The organism is Kitasatospora fiedleri (genome assembly GCF_948472415.1).
Classification (GTDB): Bacteria; Actinomycetota; Actinomycetes; order Streptomycetales; family Streptomycetaceae; genus Kitasatospora; species Kitasatospora fiedleri.
In genome coordinates this window covers 7,411,635-7,433,002 of the sequence record NZ_OX419519.1, presented here as the reverse complement: position 1 = coordinate 7,433,002, position 21,368 = coordinate 7,411,635, and the positions used below count along the sequence as shown (strand labels likewise).

17 protein-coding genes and 1 pseudogene are annotated in these 21,368 nt (G+C 74.1%); 13 read left to right on the top strand and 5 right to left on the bottom strand.

The window, feature by feature from the left end:
• Positions 1–4: 4 nt before the first annotated feature.
• Positions 5–736, top strand: coding sequence for a dethiobiotin synthase (gene bioD, locus QMQ26_RS33940; RefSeq protein WP_282203973.1), 732 nt, complete (start codon positions 5–7; stop codon positions 734–736).
• Between the two features lie 71 nt (positions 737–807).
• Here the strand turns inward: bioD and QMQ26_RS33935 are convergent, their stop codons facing one another.
• Complete coding sequence (locus QMQ26_RS33935; RefSeq protein ID WP_282203972.1) at positions 808–1,401, bottom strand: Dps family protein; 594 nt, start codon at positions 1,399–1,401, stop codon at positions 808–810.
• Positions 1,402–1,614: 213 nt separating this feature from the next.
• Here QMQ26_RS33935 and QMQ26_RS33930 point away from each other — a divergent pair, with 213 nt between their 5' ends.
• Positions 1,615–2,994, top strand: coding sequence for a mycothione reductase (locus tag QMQ26_RS33930; protein ID WP_100838990.1), 1,380 nt, complete (start codon positions 1,615–1,617; stop codon positions 2,992–2,994).
• Between the two features lie 34 nt (positions 2,995–3,028).
• Here the strand turns inward: QMQ26_RS33930 and QMQ26_RS33925 are convergent, their stop codons facing one another.
• Positions 3,029–4,480 carry a glucose-6-phosphate dehydrogenase gene (locus tag QMQ26_RS33925; protein WP_282203971.1) on the bottom strand — a complete coding sequence of 484 codons (1,452 nt, stop codon included), beginning with the start codon at positions 4,478–4,480 and terminating at the stop codon, positions 3,029–3,031.
• Positions 4,481–4,629: 149 nt separating this feature from the next.
• Here QMQ26_RS33925 and ligA point away from each other — a divergent pair, with 149 nt between their 5' ends.
• Entirely contained in the window at positions 4,630–6,738 is a 2,109-nt protein-coding gene (gene ligA / locus QMQ26_RS33920) for an NAD-dependent DNA ligase LigA (protein WP_282203970.1), read from the top strand.
• A gap of 28 nt (positions 6,739–6,766) precedes the next feature.
• Here the strand turns inward: ligA and QMQ26_RS37645 are convergent, their stop codons facing one another.
• The 3 genes from QMQ26_RS37645 to QMQ26_RS33905 all read right to left on the bottom strand — a co-directional run bounded on the left by QMQ26_RS37645 (position 6,767) and on the right by QMQ26_RS33905 (position 8,995).
• Positions 6,767–7,078 carry a GNAT family N-acetyltransferase gene (locus QMQ26_RS37645; protein WP_318552124.1) on the bottom strand — a complete coding sequence of 104 codons (312 nt, stop codon included), beginning with the start codon at positions 7,076–7,078 and terminating at the stop codon, positions 6,767–6,769.
• A gap of 655 nt (positions 7,079–7,733) precedes the next feature.
• The gene (locus tag QMQ26_RS33910; protein ID WP_282203969.1) at positions 7,734–7,868 is read right to left on the bottom strand and encodes a hypothetical protein; all 135 of its coding nucleotides are present in this window, start codon (positions 7,866–7,868) and stop codon (positions 7,734–7,736) included.
• Positions 7,865–8,995 carry a radical SAM protein gene (locus QMQ26_RS33905; RefSeq protein WP_282203968.1) on the bottom strand — a complete coding sequence of 377 codons (1,131 nt, stop codon included), beginning with the start codon at positions 8,993–8,995 and terminating at the stop codon, positions 7,865–7,867. Before QMQ26_RS33905 ends, QMQ26_RS33910 begins: the two co-directional genes overlap by 4 nt.
• 463 nt (positions 8,996–9,458) lie before the next feature.
• Here QMQ26_RS33905 and QMQ26_RS33900 point away from each other — a divergent pair, with 463 nt between their 5' ends.
• From QMQ26_RS33900 to QMQ26_RS33860, 10 genes and pseudogenes are all read left to right on the top strand, one after another.
• Positions 9,459–10,826 (top strand): tetratricopeptide repeat protein, encoded by a 1,368-nt coding sequence (locus QMQ26_RS33900; RefSeq protein ID WP_282203967.1) that lies wholly within the window; start codon positions 9,459–9,461, stop codon positions 10,824–10,826.
• A gap of 211 nt (positions 10,827–11,037) precedes the next feature.
• Entirely contained in the window at positions 11,038–11,802 is a 765-nt protein-coding gene (locus QMQ26_RS33895; RefSeq protein ID WP_282203966.1) for a dienelactone hydrolase family protein, read from the top strand.
• A gap of 159 nt (positions 11,803–11,961) precedes the next feature.
• The gene (locus tag QMQ26_RS33890) at positions 11,962–12,162 is read left to right on the top strand and encodes a hypothetical protein (protein ID WP_282203965.1); all 201 of its coding nucleotides are present in this window, start codon (positions 11,962–11,964) and stop codon (positions 12,160–12,162) included.
• A gap of 563 nt (positions 12,163–12,725) precedes the next feature.
• A complete protein-coding gene (locus QMQ26_RS33885; RefSeq protein WP_318552123.1) occupies positions 12,726–14,507 on the top strand; it encodes a family 20 glycosylhydrolase in 1,782 nt (593 codons plus the stop codon).
• Positions 14,399–14,830 carry an RICIN domain-containing protein gene (locus QMQ26_RS37640; protein WP_318552291.1) on the top strand — a complete coding sequence of 144 codons (432 nt, stop codon included), beginning with the start codon at positions 14,399–14,401 and terminating at the stop codon, positions 14,828–14,830. Before QMQ26_RS33885 ends, QMQ26_RS37640 begins: the two co-directional genes overlap by 109 nt.
• Positions 14,831–15,469: 639 nt before the next feature.
• Positions 15,470–16,482 (top strand): annotated as a pseudogene (locus QMQ26_RS33880) (TauD/TfdA dioxygenase family protein).
• 109 nt (positions 16,483–16,591) lie between these two features.
• On the top strand, positions 16,592–17,812 hold the full coding sequence (locus QMQ26_RS33875; RefSeq protein ID WP_282203964.1) for an ROK family protein: 1,221 nt from the start codon (positions 16,592–16,594) through the stop codon (positions 17,810–17,812).
• Between the two features lie 127 nt (positions 17,813–17,939).
• Entirely contained in the window at positions 17,940–19,553 is a 1,614-nt protein-coding gene (locus tag QMQ26_RS33870) for an ABC transporter substrate-binding protein (protein WP_282203963.1), read from the top strand.
• A gap of 3 nt (positions 19,554–19,556) precedes the next feature.
• Positions 19,557–20,501, top strand: a complete 945-nt coding sequence (locus QMQ26_RS33865) for an ABC transporter permease (protein WP_282203962.1) — start codon at positions 19,557–19,559, stop codon at positions 20,499–20,501.
• A 7-nt stretch (positions 20,502–20,508) separates the two neighbouring features.
• Positions 20,509–21,354: an ABC transporter permease gene (locus tag QMQ26_RS33860; RefSeq protein WP_100838999.1), complete on the top strand. Its 846-nt coding sequence runs from the start codon at positions 20,509–20,511 to the stop codon at positions 21,352–21,354.
• The last annotated feature ends 14 nt before the right edge of the window (positions 21,355–21,368 follow it).

The following is a 21,368-nucleotide window of genomic DNA, read 5'->3' as shown; positions in this document are numbered from 1 at the left end:
CGCCATGTCCACCGTCCTGTTCGTCACCGGCACCGGCACCGAGGTCGGCAAGACCCTGACCACCGCCGCCGTCGCCGCGCTGTGCCCGGAGCCGGTGGCGGTGCTCAAGCCCGGCCAGACCGGTCTTGGGCCCGACGAGCCGGGGGACGTGCACGAGGTCGCCCGGCTGGCCGGGCCGCTGGTGCACGCGGTCGAGCTGGCCCGCTACCCGGAGCCGCTCGCTCCCGAGACGGCGGCCCGCCGGGCCGGGCTGCCGCCCCTCGCGCCCGAGGACGTCGCCAAGACGGTCGCCGAGCTCGCCGCCGGGCACCGCACCGTCCTGGTCGAGGGCGCGGGCGGGCTGCTGGTGCGCTACGACGAGCGGGGCCGCACCCTCGCCGACCACGCGCTGGCCTGCCGCGACCTGGGCCTGGACGTCGGGTTCCTGCTCGTCGCAGCGGCCGGCCTGGGCACCCTGAACGCCACCGCGCTCACCGTCGAGGCGCTGCGCCACCGCGGCCTCCCGCTGCGCGGCGTCGTCATCGGCTGCTGGCCCGCCGCCCCCGACCTCGCCACCCGCTGCAACCTCGCCGACCTCCCCACCGCCGCCGGCGCCCCCCTCCTCGGCGCCCTCCCCGCCGGCGCCGCCGCCCACACCCCCGCCACCTTCCGCCCCTTCGCCACCGCCGCCCTCGCCCCCGCCCTGGGCGGCACCTGGGACGCGGCGGCGTTCGCGACCGCGCACCGCCCCGCCTGACGGGCCCGGGCCCGCCGAAGGCCGCCTCCCGCCGGAGCGGGGGCGGCCTTCGAGCCGGGTGTGCGGCGCGGTCAGCCCGCGGACTTGCCGCTCTTGCGGACGGCCTTCTTCGCGGCCCGCGCCTCGGTGGGGGCGTCCGCCGTGGCGAGGGTGCCGCTGGAACTCTCCAGGTGGGCGCGGACGAACCACTGGTACTGCTCGAGGTCGCGCAGCTGCTCGATGAGCAGGTCCTCGGTGGCGGGGTCGATCTTGCCGGCCTGCTCGACGGCGTTGCGCAGGTCGGTGATGACGCCGGTGTAGACCAGGTCGAGGGCCCCGAGGTGGGCGATGGCGTCGGCCCGGCCGACGCTGTAGTCGTCCCAGCTGCGGTCGGCGACGAGTCGGCCGGGGGTGCCGTGCGCGACGCCGCCCAGGGTGGCGATCCGCTCGGCGACGTCGTCCGCCATCAGGCGCACCCGGTCGACCTGGGGGTCGAGCATCTTGTGGACGGCGATGAAGTGCGGGCCGACCACGTTCCAGTGGATGTGCTTGAGGGTCAGGTGCAGGTCGTTCAGCGCGTTCAGCCGCTCCTGCAGCGTGACGATCAGCTCCGCGCCCTGTTCGGTGGTCAGGCCGGGGACGGTGTAGGCGGGGCGGTTGGCGTCACGGTTGACGGTGCGGGCCATGGCGGGTTCTCCTCATCGGGATGTCGTTCTGCACGGTGCTGACTCACGCCTCCCCCATTCCGCGCGACTCATGGGTGCGGATGCGCCGAACGGGTGAACATCTCCTCCGTCCGCCCGCCGGACGGGCCCACCGGCCCGGGGAGAAGCCTCCGGGTGGCACCCGTCCGGACCGGCGTCCGGAATGGTCCGCCGGGAAACGGTTACGTTCCGAACATGCGCCATCACGATCTCCTGGTCCTCGGGGCCGGCTCGGGCAACCTCCTCCTCGACGACCGCTTCGCCGACCTGGACGTCGCCGTCGTCTCCGCCGGCCCGTTCGGGGGCACCTGCCTCAACGCGGGCTGCATCCCCAGCAAGATGCTCGCCGTCACCGCCGACGTCGCCGACACCGTCCGGGACGCCGGGCGGCACGACGTGGACGCGCGGCTGCGGGAGGTGCGCTGGCCCGAGGTCCGGGACCGGGTCTTCGGCCGGCTGGACGCGGCGTCCGCCGAGGGCGAGCAGGACCGCCGGGACGCCGCGAACACCACCGTCCACCGGGGCCTGGCCCGGTTCACCGGGCCGCGCCGGCTCACCGTGGACACCGCCGACGGTCCGCTGGAGCTGACCGCCGACCGGATCGTCATCGCGGCCGGCGGCCGCCCCGTCGTCCCGCCCGTGGTGGCGTCCTCCGGCCTGCCCTACGAGACCTCCGACACCGTGATGCGCCTGCCCGAGCCGCCCGCCCGGCTGGTGGTGCTCGGCGGCGGCTACATCGCCGCCGAGCTGGCGCACGTCTTCCGCTCCGCGGGCAGCCACGTCACCGTGGTGGAGAAGGAGGACCGGCTGCTCGGGAAGCAGCAGGACGAGGCGGTGTCCGCCGCCTTCACCGAGGCGATGCGCGGGCACTGGGACCTGCGGCTGGGCCGTGAACTGACCGCCGTCACCGGCCGCCCCGGCGACCTGCGGCTGACCCTGGACGACGGCGCCGAACTGCGCGCCGACACCCTGCTGGTGGCCGTCGGGCGCCGCCCCAACAGCGACCTGCTCGACCTCGACCGGGCCGGCGTCGCCACCGGGGAGGACGGCCGGATCACCGTCGACGCCCAGCTGCGCACCACCGCCGACGGGGTGTGGGCGCTCGGCGACATCGCCACGCCCGTCCCGCTCAAGCACGTCGCCAACCGCGAGGCCCGGATCGTCGCGCACAACCTGCTGCACCCGGGCGAGGAGCGGTCCATGGACTACGGGGCGGTGCCCTCCGCCGTCTTCACCCGCCCGCAGATCGCCCAGGTCGGCCTCACCGAGCGGCAGGCCCGCGAGCAGGGGCTCGACCCGGCCGTCGCCGTGCACCGGTACGCCGACGTGGCCTACGGCTGGGCGCTGGAGGACACCGAGGGCTTTTGCAAGGTGCTCGCCGACCGCCGGACCGGACGGCTGCTCGGCGCGCACATCCTCGGCCCGCAGGCCGCCACCCTGATCCAGCCCCTGGTGGTCGCCCTCACCACCGGCATGACGGCCGGCGAACTCGCCGACGGCCCGCTGTGGATCCACCCGGCGCTGACCGAGGTCGTGGAGAACGCGCTGCGCGACCTGCCCGCGACCGGCCACTGACCGGCCGCGGGCGCCGCACGCCCGGCCCGCGCGCTCAGCCCGCGCGGTCCGACGCCGGGTCCGCCACCTCCGGCACCTCCGGCACCCCCGCCATCCCCGGCACCTCCGGTCCGGACGAGCCCCGGGGGTAGCGGACGGCGGGCGGCGGGTCGGCGAGGACCGGTGCGGCGAGCTCCCAGAGCCGTTCGACCTCGGCGGCGGTGGTGAACACCCGGTGGTCGCCGCTCAGCGCGTGGTGGAAGACCTGCGCGTAGGCGCCGAGGGAGGCGTCGGCGCCGGGCAGCGGCTCCAGGCCCAGCACCCCGTCCACCAGTCCGGGCCGGGGGCCGGGGCGGCTGAGCCGGACGCCGAACCGGACGTCCGCCGTGGCGCTCAGGCCCACCACCAGCTCGGTGCCGGCCTCGCCCTTGGTCCGGTCCCCGTCCCCGTCCCCGTCCGCCGTCGGGCGGAAGCGGACGGTGAGCCGGTGGTCGGCGGAGTCCAGGGCCTTGCCGGTGCGCAGCAGGAAGGGGACGCCCTGCCAGCGCGGGTTGTCGATCCGGACCTCGACGGCGGCGAAGGTCTCGGTGGTCGAGTCGGCGGCCACCCCGTCCTCCTCCCGGTAGCCCTCGTACTGGCCGAACACCGTCCGGGCCGGGTCGAAGGGCCTGGTCTGCTCGAACAGCCGGAGCCGGGCGGCGCGTTCCGCCTCCGGGTCGTCGGAGGAGGGCGGTTCCATCGCCGCGGCGGCCAGTGCCTGGCACAGGTGGGTGGGGATCATGTCGCGGAAGGTGCCGGTGCGTTCCATGAAGGCGGCCCGGCCCTCGATGTCGATCTTCTCCGGGACGTCGATGAGCACCGAGGCGATATGCCGGGCGTCCCACGACCCGGCGAGCCAGGGGTTGGCGGTGCGCAGGGCCAGCAGGGAGCGCACCGACTCCTTGGCGAGGAAGTGGTCGACCCGCAGGACGCGTTCCTCGGGGGCGAGGGTGGCCAGCAGCGCGTTGAGCGCGCGGGCGGTGTCGACGTCCTCGCCGACGGGCTTCTCCACCATCAGGGTCGCGTCCCGGGCGATGCCCTCGCGGTCCGTCATCCGCAGCATGCCGTCCGCCTGCCCGGGCGGCACGGAGAGGTAGAGGAAGGTCCGGCAGCCCTCGCCGAGCGCGGCGCGGCGCTGCTGCACGGCCGCCGCGAGCCCGGAGCCGTCCTCGGCGGAGGCGGTGGCGAACCGGATCCGTTCGGCGAACCGTTCCAGCGCCGCGCGGTCGGCGCCGTCCGCGGAGTCGGCGACCGCCGCCACGACGTCGTGGCGGAAGTCCTGGTCGGTGCCGGGCGAGTGGCGGCCCGAGCCGATCACCTCGAACCGGTCCGGGAGGAGGCCGCGCTCCCACAGTTCGAACAGCGCGGGGAAGAGCATCCGGCGCGCGAGGTCCCCGGTCGCCCCGAACAGGACGAGGAGGACCGGCCGGTCGTCGGCGCGGGAGGCGGTGGTGGGCGGTGCTGTCACGTCAGTGGCTCCTGGGTCTCGCGGGGGTCGCTCGGCGTGCCTTCCCCGCTTCCGCGATCCCACTCTCGCCCGAACGGGTTTCACCCGTCGCTGACGGGGCGTCAGGCGGTCCGGTCGGAGGCGGTCGGTTGTCAGTGCGGAACGGAAGGATGACGGTCATGAACAACGCCGCTCCGCTCTCTTCCGGCGACTACGCCGACGCCGTTGCCACCGCCGCGCGGGCCGCCGCCGCCTACTACGGGGACGGGGCGACCCCGCTCGGGGACGACGAGTACGACGCGCTGGTGCGGGCGATCGCGGCCTACGAGCAGGCGCATCCGGACGAGGTGCTGCCGGAGTCGCCGACCGGGAAGGTCGCGGGCGGCGCGGTGGTGGGCGACGTGCCGCACGGCGTGCCGATGCTGTCGCTGGACAACGTGTTCGACGACGCGGGGCTGGCCGACTGGGCCGCGGGCCTGGAGCGGCGGCTGGGCCGGGCGGTGGCCGGGTGGTGCGTGGAGCCGAAGCTGGACGGGCTGGCCGTCGCCGCCCGCTACCGGGGTGGGCGGCTCCGGCAGGTGCTGACCCGGGGCGACGGCCTGGCGGGCGAGGACATCACGCACGCCGCCGACGCCGTCCTGGGCCTGCCCGCCGTGCTCACCCGCCCGCTGGACGTGGAGCTGCGCGGCGAGGTGCTGCTGACGTCGGCCCAGTTCGAGGAGGCCAACCGAATCCGGCTCGCGCACGAGGCCGCCCCGTTCGCCCACCCGCGCAGCGGCGCGGCCGGGACGCTGCGGGCCAAGGGCCGCCCGTACCGGATCGAGCTGACGTTCTTCGCCTACGGCGCGATCGGCCTGGACGAGGAGCTGGGCCACAGCGCCCTGCTGGAGTCCCTGGCCGGGCTCGGCGCGAACACCGCCGCCGGCACGGCCGCCGCCCCGGTGCGCTGCGAGACGATCGAGCAGGTCCGGGAGCGGATCGCCGGGATCACCGCGCTGCGCGGCGCGCTGCCGTTCGGCATCGACGGCGTGGTGGTGAAGGCCGACGCGGCCGCGGACCAGCGGCAGGCCGGCTCCGGCTCCCGGGCCCCGCGGTGGGCGGTGGCCCGCAAGCTCGCGGCGGAGCACAAGGTGACCCGGCTGCTGGAGGTGGAGTGGGCGGTGGGCCGCACCGGCATCATCGCGCCGCGCGCCGTCCTGGAGCCGGTGGTCATCGACGGCGTCACCGTCACCTACGCCACCCTCCACAACCCCGCCGACATCACCCGCCGCGGGCTGATGCTGGGCGACCGGGTCTTCGTGCACCGGGCGGGGGACGTGATCCCGCGGGTCGAGGCCCCGCTGGTGGAGGAGCGCACCGGCGCGGAGCGGCCGATCGTCTTCCCCGCCGCCTGCCCGCGCTGCGGGGAGGGGATCGACACCGGCGAGCAGCGCTGGCGCTGCGTGCGGGGCCGCGACTGCCAGGCGGTGGCGTCGATCATCTACGCGGCGGGCCGCGACCAACTGGACATCGAGGGCCTGGGCTCGACCCGGGCGGTGCAGCTGGTGGCGGCCGGGCTGGTCACCGACCTCGCCGACCTGTTCACCCTGACCCGCGAGCAACTCCTCTCCCTGGAGCGGATGGGCACCACGAGCACCGACAACCTGCTCGCCGCGATCGCCACCGCCCGCACCCGCCCGCTGAACCGCGTCCTGTGCGCCCTGGGCGTGCGCGGCACCGGGCGCAGCATGTCGCGGCGGATCGCCGCGCACTTCGGCTCGATGGCGGCCATCCGGTCGGCGGACGCCGAGGCCCTGGCCGCCGTGGACGGCATCGGCCCGGAGAAGGCCCGCCTGGTGGTCTCCGAACTCGCCGAACTGTCCGCCCTGTTGGACCGCCTGGCCGACCTCGGCGTGGGCACCCAGGTCACCACCCCGACCGCGCCCGCCGCGCCCGTCCCCGCCGAAGGTGCCGCTGCCCCGGCCACCGGCCCGCTGACCGGCGAGGCCGTGGTGGTGACGGGCAGCATGACCGGCCCCCTGGCGGCGCTCTCCCGCAACGAGATGAACGAACTGATCGAACGCGCCGGCGGCAAGGCGTCCTCCTCCGTCTCCAAGCGCACCACCCTCCTGGTCGCGGGCGAGAAGGCCGGCTCCAAGCGCGCCAAGGCCGAAGAACTCGGCATCCGCGTCCTCGACCCCGAACAGTTCGCCACCCTGCTCGCCGAACACCTGCCCACCGAACACCTGCCCGCAGCGCCCGTCGAGGCCGTCGCGCCCGTCGCGGCCGTCGCGGCCTGAGATTGCTTCCGGTACTCGTGACGCCGGGTCAGGCGGTGACGGTGCGGACCAGGCCGAGGTCGGTGAGTCCTTCGGAGCGGCAGAGCGTGTCGGAGGGGCCGCCGATCTCGGTCTGCAGGAGCTGGTAGTCGGCACTGTGGGTGTGGCCCCAGTGCATGGCGGCCCGCCAGAGCGCTCGGCCGTGGCCGTGGCCGCGGTGGTCGGGCAGCACGCCGAAGTACTGCGGCAGCAGCCGGGTGCGGCCGACGGGATCGGGCAGGGTCTCCATCGGGCCGATCGCCCCGATGACCCGGCTTCCGGCGACGGCGACCAGGACGGGGCCGACAGTGCCGGTCTGCATGCGGGAGTGGAGGAAGGCGAAGCCGTCACCGGCCAGCGCGTCCGCGAAGTCGGCGAACGTCGCCCGTACGACCTGCGGGTGGTCCTCCAGTGACCGCGCGGCGTCCGACTGGGTGAGGCCGGGCCGGTCGGGGGTGAACTCGCGGAGCTGGACGCGGGTGCAGGCCCGGCGGCGGTGCGGGCCGCCCGGCCGGGGGCCTGGAAGAACAGGACGCGGGTCTTGGCGGCGCTGTAGGTGGCGGCGAGCTTCGCGGCGAGGTCGGTGGCCTCCTGGTGGCCTCCTGTCGGGTTGCCGTAGAGGTGGACCTTGAGGGTGCGGGTGCCGTGGGTGGAGAGCGTCGGGATGAGGGTGAGGCCGGGGCGGTGGACGATGTCGAGCGGCAGGGCCGTCTCGTCCTTGGTGTCCGACCAGCGGCGGTCCTTGTCGTGGGCGAGGAAGCGGCCCGTTCCGGCGAGACCGATGACGTCGGCGAACAGCTCGGGGGTGAGGGCGTCGGGGTGGACCGGTCCGAGGGTGGGCACGTACGGCACGGTCACCACGGGGCTCATCCAGTCCCACGTCAGGCGCATGCGAGCACCCTACCCACCGGCTCCGCACGCCGCGGGCCCCGGCACGGAAGCGACCGGGGCCCGCGGGTTTTCGACCGTTCGGTGTCCTAGAACGGGTTGTCGTCGCCCGCGTTGCAGGAGCACTTGGTGGACTCGGCGAGTTCGTCGAGGTCGTCGACGAGCTCGATGTCGACCGCGCTGGCGCGGGTGGCTCCGAGCTGGATCATGGCCTGGGGGTTCATGTGGACACCTCCTCCCTGGGTCGTCCGTGCCGGCAGTAGCTTGCGAGTGGCGCCTTCGCCTCCTGGTAGAGCTTGGCCATCGGCCGGCAGACCCCGCAGGAGCCGGACAGCTGGCAGCCGAAGCATCCACCGGTGCGAAGCATGAGGGAGTCGGCGATCACGCCCAGGCGCCGGAGGCCGTCGAGGCCCTCGGTCATGAGGTCCACGCCGGGGTCGCGGCCGACCTTGCAGATCGACGCCTTGCCGTGTGGGTCGGAGTGGAAGAAGGTGTGGCCGGCGTTGCAGCCGGTGAACACCTTCCGCTGCCGCAGGTGCTTGGCGGACTGCGCGGGCAGCGGCTCGGCGCCGCCGTAGATCGTCGGGGCCATGTTGACGTAACTGTTGTGCTCCAGCCCCCAGTTCTCGGCCATGGCGACCATCGCGGCCTCCTCGTCGGCGGCGTGCTCGGTGACGACGAGGTTGAGCCGCATCGGAAGACCGGCCTCAAGAGCGGCGGCCATGCCCTTCTTGAAGGTGGCGAAGGAGCCCTTGCGGCGGGTCAGGCCGTCGTAGCTGGCGGCGCTGGCGCCGTAGACGGAGACGACGACCCGGTAGGCGGGCAGCCTGGTGAGGACGTCCAGGATCTTCGGCTGCCACAGGCGCGAGCCGTTGGTGGAGACGGTGAGCATCATGCCGAGCCCGTGGGCGAGGGCGTAGGCGTCGGTGAAGTCGCGGTCGACGGTCGGCTCGCCCCCGGTGATCTGCAGCCACAGCACCCCGGCGTCGCGCATCAGGTGCAGGAGCTTGGCCTTGCCCTCCATGCTCAGGCCCTCGAAGGTCTTCTCGCCGAGGTAGCAGTGCTCGCAGTCGTAGTTGCAGCCGAGGTTGATCTCCCACGACGCACGGCTGTACTGCGGGTCGGCCGGGGCGCGGACCAGCAGGTACTCCCGAAGCGGGCGGACGGGAGAGAGGTCCATCGCCCAGCGCTGCCGGGCGGCCTTGGTCAACCAGGCCGGGGCCGCCTCGCCTTGGGCGGTCGCCCGCTCCAGGTCGGCGTAGTGCCGCATCGGAACCTTGATGCCCGAGGTGCTGCCGGGATGGACGACCAGGTGGTCCTCCAGGAACCGACTGGCGATGAGCTCGTGCATTTCAGTGGCCTCCTCGATCGGGTCGGACGGCTGGCGCTCGGGAAGGTGGGGTGATTCGGCAGGGGTGTGCCCTACGGAAGCACCCACGGGGGGCGGAGGGGGTCCCCGCCGCCTGGTCCCCGCCTCGGCTGGTGTGGTGGACCAGACGTCAGGGCGGGGGCACGGGGCCGCTGCGGCGACCGGAAGCGGGCGAACAGGGGCCGGGTCCGGGCGGGGTCTCTCACGAGGTGGAATGACGAACTGGCGGCCATGACACAGCCCTTCGGCAATATTTGGTGGACGGCACCCGCCACCGGGATGGACCGAACGCAGTGGTGGATGCCACCGAACAGGAAGGCTGGATCGGGCGCCGCTCCCGCCCACCCAATCGGCCTGACACAGAGTCAACAGGTGTGCGCCGGTCGTGAACACGGTAGAGACACCCCGGACGCTTGAAACCCTTGAAACCTCGCCGGGGGCTGGCATGACAGCACGGATGCGGACGCCGAACGGCAAGCTCGCCGCGCTGATCGCGCAGTGCCGCTGGTCGAGCAACGGCGAGTTCGCCCGCGCGGTCAACCGGGCCGGTACCGAAGCCGGGATCAAGCTGCGGTACGACGAGTCTGCGGTGTCGCACTGGCTGTCGGGCACCCGGCCGATGGCCAAGTACCAGGCCGTGGTTCTGGAAGCCCTCACCCGCCGGCTCGGCCGACCGATCACCGCGTTCGAGGCCGGATTCGCCGATCAGCCGGACGTCCGGCCCGAAGCACCGGATACCGTGGCGGGACTGATCGACTTGGGGAGCATGGACATGGACCCATCGCGAAGGGGCGTGCTCAGCGCGGGCTTGTACTCGGTCGCCCTGACCATCCCCGGCTGGAAGGACGTCCTCGGGCGGTTCGAGCGGATCAGGACCGACCCGCACACCCGGATCGGCATGGCCGAGGTCGACGCGGTGATCCAGATGACCGAGCGGATCAGCGAACTCGACGACCGGTTCGGGGGCCGGACCGCCCGGCCGATGGCCGCCGCGTTCATGGTCAACAACATCGCCCCGCACCTGAAGGCCGACGCCTCCGACGAGGTCCGCCGGGCGATGCTCTCCGCGGCGGCCGACCACCTGTACCTGACCGGCTACATGGCCGTCGACGAGCGCCTGGACCTGCTCGGCCAGAGCTACTACACCAAGGCCCTCGAACTCGCCGGCGCCGCCGGCGACCACCTGACCTACTGCACCACCCTGCGGGGCATGAGCGTGCAGGCGGTCGAACTCGGCCACGGCGCAGCCGCGTTGCGGTACGCCGACGCCGCGTCGGCTGCCGCACCCGAAGCCGGCCCCAGGATGCGCGCGTTCCTGGCCGGGCAGCAGGCCCACGCATGCGCCCGGACCGGAGACGCGAGCGGCGCGATGGCGATGCTGCACGAGGCGGAGACCGCGATGGAGAAGGCCGAGTCGAAGGCCAAGGCCCACGGCTCCTACGACCCGTCCTCGCTCGCCTACCACGTCGCCCAGGTCAACTACGAGCTCGGCAACCGCGACACCGCGATCCGCGCGATGGAGCTCTCCGAGAAGCTCCGGCCCACCGTTTACCGCCGGACCAGGGTGCGGCACCGCGCGATGCTCGCCGAGTGGAAGCTCCGGGAAGGCCGACTGGAGGAGGCGGTGACGGAGTGGCACCGCGCGCTGGACGACTACCCGCACGTCCAGTCAGGTCGGGCCGACGACCGCTACCGGGCGATGCTCGCCGCGATCGGCCCGCACCGCCGCAACGCCCACGCCCGCGAGCTGTACGAACGCGCCCGTCCGCTGGCCCGGCCAGGGCTCTCCGTCCACCCGCCCGCCGGCGTCTGACCGGCTGGTACTCGTCCCCTTTTCCGGTGGCCCGCCGGCTCGCGGGGGTGGTGTGGTCGCCCGCTCGCAGGCTGGTCGTCAGCCGCTGGGCCTGGTCCGGGAGTTGGCGCGGCGGGCCGGGACGGGTGGTCTCCGGCCGGGCGGTGGCGGGTAGCGTGGGGCCTGCGGGGCCCGGTCGGGTCCCCGGAGGGCGACGGGGAAGTGACGCGGGATGGACGCGGGAGATGTGACGGGGCGTTGGGTGCGGCCGGACGGGGGCGGGCCGGAGGTGTTCCTGGCCGCGCCCGAGGGGGTGCCGCCGGCGGCCACCGTGGTGGTCGGGCAGGAGCTGTTCGGGGTGACGGCGTGGGTGCGCGAGGTGTGCGGGCGGCTGGCCGCCGCCGGGTACGCCGCCGTCGCGCCGGACTTCTACGGGCGGGTGGCGGAGCGGGCCGAGCTGCCGTACGACGACACCGGGCGGGTCGCCGGCTTCGAGTTGCTGGGCACGCTGACGGCCGAGCAGGTGACCGTCGACACGGCGGTGGCGCTGGCCGTCGGCGCGTCCCTCGGCGGGGGCCCGGGCCGGGCGTTCGTCGGCTTCTCGGTCGGCGGCCACCTGGGCCTGCTGGCCGGGACGCGTCTGCCGCTGGACCTGGTCGCGGCCTGCTACCCCGGCTGGACCCTGGAGGGCCCCACCCCGCTCGCCGACGACCGCCCCCCGCTCACCGAGCAGGGCGCCGCCGCGCTCGCCGCCCACGGCACCGCGGTGCTCGGCCTGGTCGGCGCGGAGGACCACGTCGTCCCGCCCGAGCAGTGGGCCCGGATCTCCGCCCGCCTGACCACTGCGGGCGTCCGCACCGACCTGGTCTGCTACCCCGGCGTCCCGCACGGTTTCCTGTGCGACCACCGCCCCGCGACGTTCCGGCCCACGGAGAGCGAGGACGCCTTCGCCCGGATTCTCTCGGCGCTCGCGGACCCGGCGGTCCTGCGCCCCTGACGGCGGGACGGGAGGGGGAGGGGGCGAGACGGCGTACCGCCACCCGCCACGGCTCCGTCCCCTGCTCCGAACGGGCGGCTTCGCGTCACCGTCCCGGCCGGTCGCGCGTTGAAGGGCCGTCAGCCCTTGCCCCGTCACCGCACGCCCGAGGAACGCCGCATGCGCACCGCACTCCCCGCCCTCGCCCTCGCCGCCGCGCTCCTCTCGGCCGCCGCCCCCACCGGCGCAGCCGCCGAGGAGGCCGCCGGGCCGGTCCCGAACCAGGGTTACAGCATCCCGGTCGGCGCGATCACCGACCTGGGCGCCCTGCCGGTGCTGGGCGGCCTGGGCAACGACTTCGCCCACCTGCTCGGCCAGTAGTACCGGTAGCAACTGAGACCGACACCCGCGCGGCTGCGGAGCGCAGCCGCGCGGGTGTCGACGCTCTGCCGAGGACTTCGCCCGGACCGGTGCCGTGGCGCCCACCGGTGGGCCCGGCACCGGGAGCGGGCGATGCCGGGTCTGATCCCACCTGTTCGAGCCGCTCCGGCAGCCGATCGAGTCCGTGCGTGAACCGGACGATCAAGGCTGCGCTCACCGCAGCGGGCTGACGCAACCGCAGGGCCGGTCGGCCGCCCCTGCGACCCCTCGCCGGGTACGACCGGCGAGCTCGGAGTCGTCCGTCCGGGCCGGGCCCGCCCCGGGGTGTCCACCGTCGCGGTCACCCTTGACACGGAATCAGGACGCCCGCCATCGTTGCGCAGACCTGATTGATATGACCGACTTTCGATCAGGAACGATCAGAGGCACTGCTCCTGCGCAACCGGCCGATATCCGGTCCCCCGGTTCCCCCGCGTCCCCGGTTCCCCGCTCCCCCGCCTTGGAGATCCTCCGTGAGCGTTTCCTCCCGTCCACCGCGTCGGCGTCCCCTCCGCCTCGGTGCCGTGTCCCTCGCCCTCGCGCTGCTGCCCGGCGCGGTGTCCGTCACCGTCGGCACCGCCGTCGCACCGCAGACCGCCGCCGCGGTCGCGGTCGCGCTGCCGCCGATCGTGCCGCAGCCGGCGTCCGAGTCGGCCGTGGCCGGCAGCGGCTTCACGATCACCGCGCACACCCCGATCGCGGTGCTCTCCACCGATCCCGCCTCGGTGGGCGTGGGCGGCTACCTGGCCGCCCTGCTCGCCCCCGCCACCGGGTACGCCCTGCCGGTCGCCGGCGTCACGCGGGGCCCGGGCCAGGCCCTCGTGCTGGACCCGACCGGTCCGGCCGCCCTGGGGCAGGAGGGCTACACCCTCTCCTCCGGTGCTGGCGGCGCGACCGTCACCGCGCACACGGCCGAAGGGCTCTTCCGCGGCGTCCAGACGCTGCGCCAACTGCTGCCCGCGGCCGTGGAGTCCGGCAGCGTGCAGGCGGGCCCGTGGACCGTCGCGCCGGTCCAGGTCTCCGACGTGCCCCGCTACTCCTACCGCGGCGCGATGCTCGACGTCGCGCGCCGGTTCTACGCGGTGGACGAGGTCAAGCGGTACATCGACGAGGCCGCCGCCTACAAGCTCAACACCCTGCACCTGCATCTGACCGACGACCAGGGCTGGCGGATCGCGATCGGCGCGCTCCCCGGTCTGACCATGGTCGGCGCCGCCACCCAGAGCGGGTTCACCGGCGGCACCTCCTGGTACTACACCACCGCGCAGTACCAGGACATCGTGGCGTACGCGGCGTCCCGCTTCATGACCGTGGTCCCCGAGATCGACGGCCCCGGGCACACCTCGGCCGCACTCGCCTCGGTCGCCGACCTGAACTGCGACGACCGGGCGGTCGCACCGTACTCCGGCTTCGACGTCGGCATCAGCCTGTACTGCCTCAGGGACGCGCGGCACGTGGCCGGTGTCGGCGCGTTCCTCTCCACCGTGATCGGCGCCGTCGCGCAGCTCACCCCCGGCCCCTACATCCACGTCGGCGGTGACGAGACCCCGCAGGCCACCTCGGCCGAGTACGACGCGTACGCGAGCGCCGCCACCCAGGCCGTCACCGCGCGGGGCAAGACCGTGATGGCCTGGCACCAGCTCGGGCAGTCCGCCCTCCCCCCGGGCAGCGTCATGCAGTTCTGGGGCGACGCCGCGGACCGGGCCACGGTCGGCACCTCCGGCGAGTCCAGGAGCATCACCGAGGTGCGCGGCGCCGTCGCGCAGGGCGCGAAGTTCGTCATGTCGCCCAGTGACCGCGCCTACCTCGACATGAAGTACGACTCGACCGTGCCGTACGGCCTGAGCTGGGACGGCTACGTCTCCGCGCAACGGGCCTACGGCTGGGACCCGACCACCGCGACCGCCAAGCCCGACGGCACCTCCCCGGTGGTCCCGGCCGGCAGCGTCCTCGGCGTCGAGGCGGCCCTGTGGGCGGACCGGGCCTACCGCGGCAGCACCAGCTTGCCCACCTCGACCGGCCAGTTCCCGGCGGCCTCGGTGTACACCGACTTCATGGCCTTCCCGCGGCTGCCCGCCGTCGCCGAGATCGGCTGGTCGCCGCAGTCCACCCACGACTGGAACGGGTTCCTCCCCGCCTCGCCGCCCAGGGCCCGCGCTGGACCGCGGCCGGGATCGGCTACTACGCCGCGCCCGACATCCCGTGGCCCGCCGCCCCCGGCACCCCGGACGGCGTCCACACCCTCGGCGCCGGCGGCAAGTCCCTCGACGTCCCCGGCAGTTCCACCACCGCGGGCACCCAGCTGATCACCTGGACCGCGCACGGCGGCAACAACCAGCGGTGGCGGCTCACCCGGCAGGGCGACGGCACCTACACGGTGGTCAACCAGACCTCGCAGCTCTGCATGGACGTCAACGGCGGCTCCACCTCCGCGGGCGCGGCCGTCATCCAGTGGACCTGCACCGGCAACACCAACCAGCACTGGACCGTCACCCCGGTGACCGGCGGCTACACCATCGCCTCGGCCAAGAGCAGACTGCTGCTCACCACCGCCTCCACGGCGGACGGCTCGCCCGTCACCCAGCAGACCGGCAACGGCACCGCACTGCAGACCTGGACGCTCGGCTGAGCCGATCCGGTCCGCCGGAGCGAGTCGCACCGGCGGGCCGTCCCTGAGTCGTGGCCCGGGGCCGCGGCTCCGGACCCGTCGCGGTGGGCCCGGAGCCGCGGCCCCGGGTTGTTTCCGCTCGGGAAGTTTTGCTCGGGCGAGGGCGCGGCGACAAGGGCGGACGGGGGTTCGTCGCGGGGCCGTCACCACGCCGCAACATGTCGAAATACTCCGCAACACCCGCCCCCAACTGGGCGGATGGCGATTGACAGCGGGCGTCGCGGCCCAGCACGATGAGCGCCGAGCCCACTCGCAGCGAGCCGGAAGGAGGGCCGATGCGTACCGCCGTTGTCGTCTGTCGTCCGTCGTGCCCGGTCCCGGTGTCCGTGTGCCGCGGTGGCTGTTGTCCGCGCTGCCGCGCGTAGTCACGACGCCCCTCTCACCGTTCTCCCCCCTTCTCTCCGGTACGGCGGCGCGCCCTCGGGCTGCCCGGATGCCGTGCCGGGCCCACGTCCGCGTCCACGTCCACATCCACGTCCGCGTCCGGCTGATGCGGCGGGCACCCGTACCCGCCACCGTCGTCACGGCCGTCGTCACCGCCGTCGTCGTCGCCGTCGCCGCCGTGTCTCCGTCCCTCCGTCCCACCGAAGGAGTTCCGCCATGTCCGTTTCCACGTCCGCCCCCGCTCCCACGTCCGCTCCCACGTCCACGCCCACGCCCACCGAGCTGCGGCTGACCCCGGCCGCGGGGCGGATCGGCGCGGTGGTCCACGACGTCAAGCTGGGCGCCGACCTGCCGGCCGCGACGGTGGCGGCGCTGGAGGCCGCGCTGTACGCGCACAAGGTGCTGTTCTTCCGCGGGCAGCAGCACCTGGACGACGCCGAACACGAGGCGTTCGCACGGCTGTTGGGGCAGCCGGTGTTCCACCCGACGGTGCCCAGCGCGGACGGCCGGTACATCTTCGAGCTGGACGCCACCAAGGGCGTACGGGCGAACAACTGGCACACCGACGTGACCTTCGTGCCCTCGTACCCGAAGGCGTCGATCCTGCGGGCGCTGGAGCTGCCGCCGGCGGGCGGCAGCACGGTGTGGGCGAACACCGCGGCCGCCTACCAGGACCTGCCGGCGCCGCTCAAGGCGCTCGCGGAGAGCCTGCGGGCGGTGCACACCAACGACTACGACTACGCCGCGAACCTGGCGCTGGCACCGGAGTTGGCGGACAACGCCGAGGTGGCGAAGCTGTTCCGGCAGGTGTTCGTGTCCACCGCGTTCAAGACCGAGCACCCGCTGGTGCGGGTGCACCCGGTGACGGGTGAGAAGCACCTGCTGCTGGGGTCGTTCGCGCAGAAGATCGTCGGGGTGTCGGGCAAGGACAGCCGGGCGCTGATCGAGCTGTTCCAGCGGTACGTGGAGCGGCTGGAGAACAGCGTGCGCTGGGACTGGCAGGTCGGCGACGTGGCGATCTGGGACAACCGGGCCACCCAGCACTACGCGGTGAACGACTACGGCGACGAGCCGCGCCTGGTGCGCCGGATCACCCTGGACGGGACCTGCCGGTCGGCGTGGACGGTCGGCCGAGCCGCCTGCTGGAGCCGGCCGACCCGCCGCGGGTGGCGGGCCTGGTCCCGGCGGTCGAGCTGGAGGCGGAGGCGCTGGCCGGCCCGGTCTCCTGACCGGACCGACCAGGCCGACCGGACCGGCCAGACCGACCAGTCCGGCCAGGCCCCCCGTTTATCGATCAACGACCCGTTCCAGCAGAGCAGTTGCAGAGGAGTCCGCCGCGTGAACGGCACCGTCCGCAGTACCGCCGGGGAGCGTCCGGCCTTCCGGCCCGGGGACGACCGGCGGGAGGCGAACGCCGCCACCGTGCTGCGGGCGGTGCTGGACCACGGGCCGGTGGCGCGCAGCGGGGTGGCCCGGTTGACGGGGCTGAGCCCGGCGGCGGTGTCACGTCAGGTGGTGGATCTGCTGCGGCTGGAACTGCTGGCGGAGCGACCGGAGTTGGCGGTCACGGCACCGGGTTCGCGGGGGCGTCCGCAGCTGCCGCTGGAGGTGGACGGGGAGCGGCTGGCGGTGGCCGGGCTGCACATCGGCCTGCCGTACAGCACGTTCGCGCTGCTGGACCTGCGCGGCCGGGTGCTGTTCCGGCAGGAGCTGCCGAACGGCGGGCGGCGCGGACCGGCGGTGCTGAAGGCGCTGCTGGCCCGGCTGCCGCGGCTGCTGGCGGCGGCCGCGCCGGTGGAGTCCGGCCGCCGGGTGCTGGGGCTGGGCGCGGTGACCGGCGGGGCGGTGGACAGCGAGCGCGGGGTGACGGTCCGGCACGAGCCCCTGGGCTGGCGGGACGTGCCGTTGCGGGCGCTGCTGGAGCGGGCCACCGGGCTGCCGGTGCGGGTGGACAACCACGCCCGGGCACTGGCGGCGGCGGAGGTGCTGTTCGGCGATCCGGCGGCCCGGCGCTCGATGGTGCAGCTGTTCGTGGGCCACGTGGTGGACGCGTCCATCTCGGTGGCCGGGACGGTGCACCAGGGTCCGCCGTCGGTGACCGGTGACGGCGGGCACCTGCCGGTGCCGGGCAGCACGGCGCGATGTCACTGCGGTCGCCGCGGCTGCCTGTCGGTGGCCGCCTCGGACGACACGCTGTTCGAGGCGGCGGTCGCGCAGGGCGTGATCGCCCGGCCGGACCGGGGGCTGCTGCTGGCGGCGGTCCGGGCCGGTGACGGGCGGGCCGACGCGCTGGTGCGGGAGCGGGCCAGGGTGGTGGGCGGGGCGCTGGCCCTGCTGGCCGACGTGGTCAACCCGGACCTGCTGGTGCTGACCGAGACCTTCGCGCTGGCCGACCCGGTCTACCTGGACGAGGTGCGCGCGGAGTTCGCGCTCCGCTCGCACCTGCACCGGGACGCCGACCTCCTGGTCGCGCAGCGCTTCGGTGCGGACGCGCTGGCGGTGGCGGCCTGCGCGCCGGTGCTGGGCGAGCTGTACGCCCGTCCGCTGCCGGGCCTCTGAGCCGCCGGACCCGCCGGACCCGCCCACCCGACACCCCCCTTTCCCCCGCACCCCCTGCTCCCTGCTCCCTGCTCCCTGCTCCACCTCGTCCCATCCCGAACCCGCTTCTCCCGAAGGACTGTTGACCATGACCGTGTTCTCCGCCGGCTCCGGTGGCCCGCTCCCCCTCTCCGCGATCTCGCGCCGGGCGCTGCTGCGCAGCGCCCTGGCGGGCACCGGTCTGCTGGCGCTGTCGGCGTGCCGCTCGGCGGCGGACGCCTCGTCCGGGACGGACGCGGCGGCGGCGTCGGACGCGGCCTCGCCGCGCCGGGGCGGGGTGCTGACGGTGGGTGTCGGGGTCGACTTCACGCCGGCGCTGCTGTTCGCGCAGAGCGCCAACTCGCTGTTGCAGCGGCTGGTGTTCAACACGCTCACCCGTTACGACGAACAGCTGCGCCCGCAGCCGGAGTTGGCGAAGAGCTGGGAGGTGGCGGCGGACGGTCTGAGCGTGACGCTGAAGCTGCGCGAGGACGTGGCGTTCCACAGCGGGCGCCGGTTCACCGCGGACGACGTGGTGTTCGCGATCAAGAACCTGCAGAACCCGGTGCGTTCGGCGCAGTTGCGTTCGACGGCGCTGACCGTGGCGGACTTCCGGAAGAACGGGGACTTCGAGCTGACGCTGGTGCTGGCGCACCAGGTGTCCAACCTGTTCGACCTCTTCGAGTTCATGATCATCCCGGATTCGGAGTCCGTCGAGGACGCCGTCGCGGGCACCAGGCTGATCGGCACCGGCCCGTTCACCTTCACCGACCGCAAGCCGGGGTCCTCGCTGAGCTTCGCCCGCAACGAGAAGTACTGGAACCCGGGCCGGCCGTACCTGGACGGGGTGGAGATCAAGGTGATCCCGCAGGCGGAGACGCTGCTGTCCTCGGTGAAGACCGGCCAGACCCACCTGTCGTACGCGGTCCGCGGCAAGGACGTGGCGACGCTGAAGGACGACAAGCGCTTCCGGATCACCCAGTACGACACCGGGGCGGGCGCGTTCTACATCGGCGCGAACCTGTCCTTCCCGGAGGTGCAGGACAGGCGGGTGCGGCAGGCCATCGCCTGGGCGATCGACCGGGACCGGCTGGTGCAGCAGGCGCTGGGCGGGTACGCGACGGTCTCCTCGGTGCCGTGGCCGAAGTCCTCGCCGGCCTACCGGGAGCAGGACGCGAACCGGTACCACCACGACCCGGAGAAGGCGAAGGCGCTGCTGGCCGAGGCCGGGGTGACCTCGCTGTCGCTGCCGCTGGCGCACCAGTCGGACGCCGGGTCGACGGCGGTGGCGCAGATCCTGCAGTACGACCTCAAGCAGGTCGGCATCGACGTGCAGTTGCAGCCGGTGGACTCGCCGACCATGCAGAAGCAGCTGATCTCGCAGTCGATGCCGGCGCTGTGGACGCTCAGCCACAGCTTCTCGCAGGCGCACCCGGCGACGCTGGCGGTCAGCGCGTACCCGTTCAACGAGGCGAAGAACACCTCGAAGTTCTCCTCCCCGGCGTACACCGAGGCGGTGCAGAAGGCGTGGAACCGCTCGGACGCGGACAGCCCGGAGGCGAAGGCGCTCTACCAGCAGGTGACGGACATCCTGCTGGAGGAGCAGTTCATCATCGACCTGGCGATCGCCGGGCTGGTGGAGGTCGCGGCCGCGCAGGTGCGCGGGGTGACGCTGAACAAGTACTCGTACCTGAACCTCGACGACGCGTACCTGGCGGGCTGAGCGGTGCGGACCTTCCTGTTCAAACGGCTGCCGAGCGGGGTGGCGGTGCTGGTGGCCGCCTCGTTCACGGTCTTCCTGATGCTGCGGCTGATCCCGGGCGACCCGGCGACCACGCTGGCGGGGCCGGACGCCTCGCCGGCCGTGATCGCGGCGATCCGGGAGCGGCTGGGGCTGGACGCGCCGCTGCTCTCGCAGTACCTGCACTGGCTGGGGCAGGTGCTGACCGGCGACCTGGGGCCGAGCTACGCGATCGGCGGGCAGGTCTCCGAGCTGATCGGGGACGGCCTGGCCTCGACCGTCCAGCTCACCCTGGCGGCGCTGCTGCTGGTGGTGGTGCTGGCCGTACCGACGGCGCTGTACGCGGTGTCGGCGCGGCGGCGGGCGCCGGCGGGGGCGCTGCGGGCGCTGACCACGGGGGCGCTGGCGGTGCCGCCGTTCGTCACCGGCGTGGTGCTGGTGTTGGTGTTCGCGGTGGGCCTTGGCCTGCTGCCGGCCGGCGGGTACGCCTCGCTGTTCGACGCGCCGGACCTGGCGGTGCAGTACCTGGCGCTGCCCGCGCTGTGCCTGGCGCTGCCGAGCGCGGCGATCCTGGCCCGGTACCTGCAGGACGGGCTGGAGCGGGCGCTCGGCGAGGACTACGTGCGCACCGCGACGGCGCTGGGGGTGCCGCGCCGCCGCGTCCTGTGGCGGCACGCGCTGCCGAACGCGCTGCCCGCCGCGGTCACCGTGCTGGGCCTACAGATCGGCCAGCTGGTCGCGGGCGCGGTGGTGGTGGAGCGGATCTTCGCCTGGCCGGGCCTCGGCCAGCTGATCGAGCAGGGCGTGCAGCGCCGTGACTACCCGGTGGTGCAGGACCTGCTGCTGCTGGTGGTCGCCGGGTACGTGGCCGTGCAACTGCTCACCGACCTGCTGTACTCCTGGCTCGACCCGCGCGTGCGGTGGGAGTGACGACACGATGACCACGATCTCCTTTCCCCTGGTTGCCCGTTCGCGCAACCGCTACGTCGCCGGGCTGCTGACCTGGCGGGGCGTCAGCGGGCTGGTGCTGGTCGGGACGGTGGCGCTGGCCGGGCTGCTGGCGCCGCTGCTGGCCGGCGCCGACCCGGACGCGCAGGGCCCGCAGGCGCTGGCCGGCCCGAGCGGCGCGCACCCGCTGGGCACCGACGACATCGGGCGGGACCTGCTCAGCCGGCTCCTGCACGGCATCCTGACCGACCTGTCGATCATCCTGACGGCCGTTCCGGCGGGCGCGCTGACCGGTGCGGGGCTGGCCCTGCTGGCGGCCACCTCGCGGACCGCCGACCTGGTGGTGCAGCGGCTGTTCGACCTGGTGCTGTCCTTTCCCGGGCTGATCCTCGGCCTGGCGGTGACGGCGATCCTCGGGCCGGGCCGCTGGCCGGTGGTGATCATCATCGCGCTGGCCGAAGTGCCGTACTTCGGACGGCAGTTGCGGGCGGGCGTACTGGTGCAGCGGGAGCGCGAGTACGCGCTGGCCGCCCGGGTCGGCGGCGCGGGCCGGGCCCGGGTGCTGCTGCGGCACGTGCTGCCGAACGCGGTCGATCCGCTGATCGTGCAGGGCGCGGTCGCCCTGTCGGTGGGCGTCTTCATCGAGGGCGCGCTCAGCTTCCTCGGCCTGGGCGTCCGCCCGCCGGAGCCCACCCTGGGCAGCCTGATCAGCGGCTCGGTCGCCTACCTGGACACGAACCCGCTGCTGGCCGCCGCCCCGCTGGCCGTCACCACCGCCCTCGTCCTCGGCTTCACCCTGCTGGCCGAGGCCCTGAACCGGGGGGCGCGCACATGAGCACGGGAAGCCGA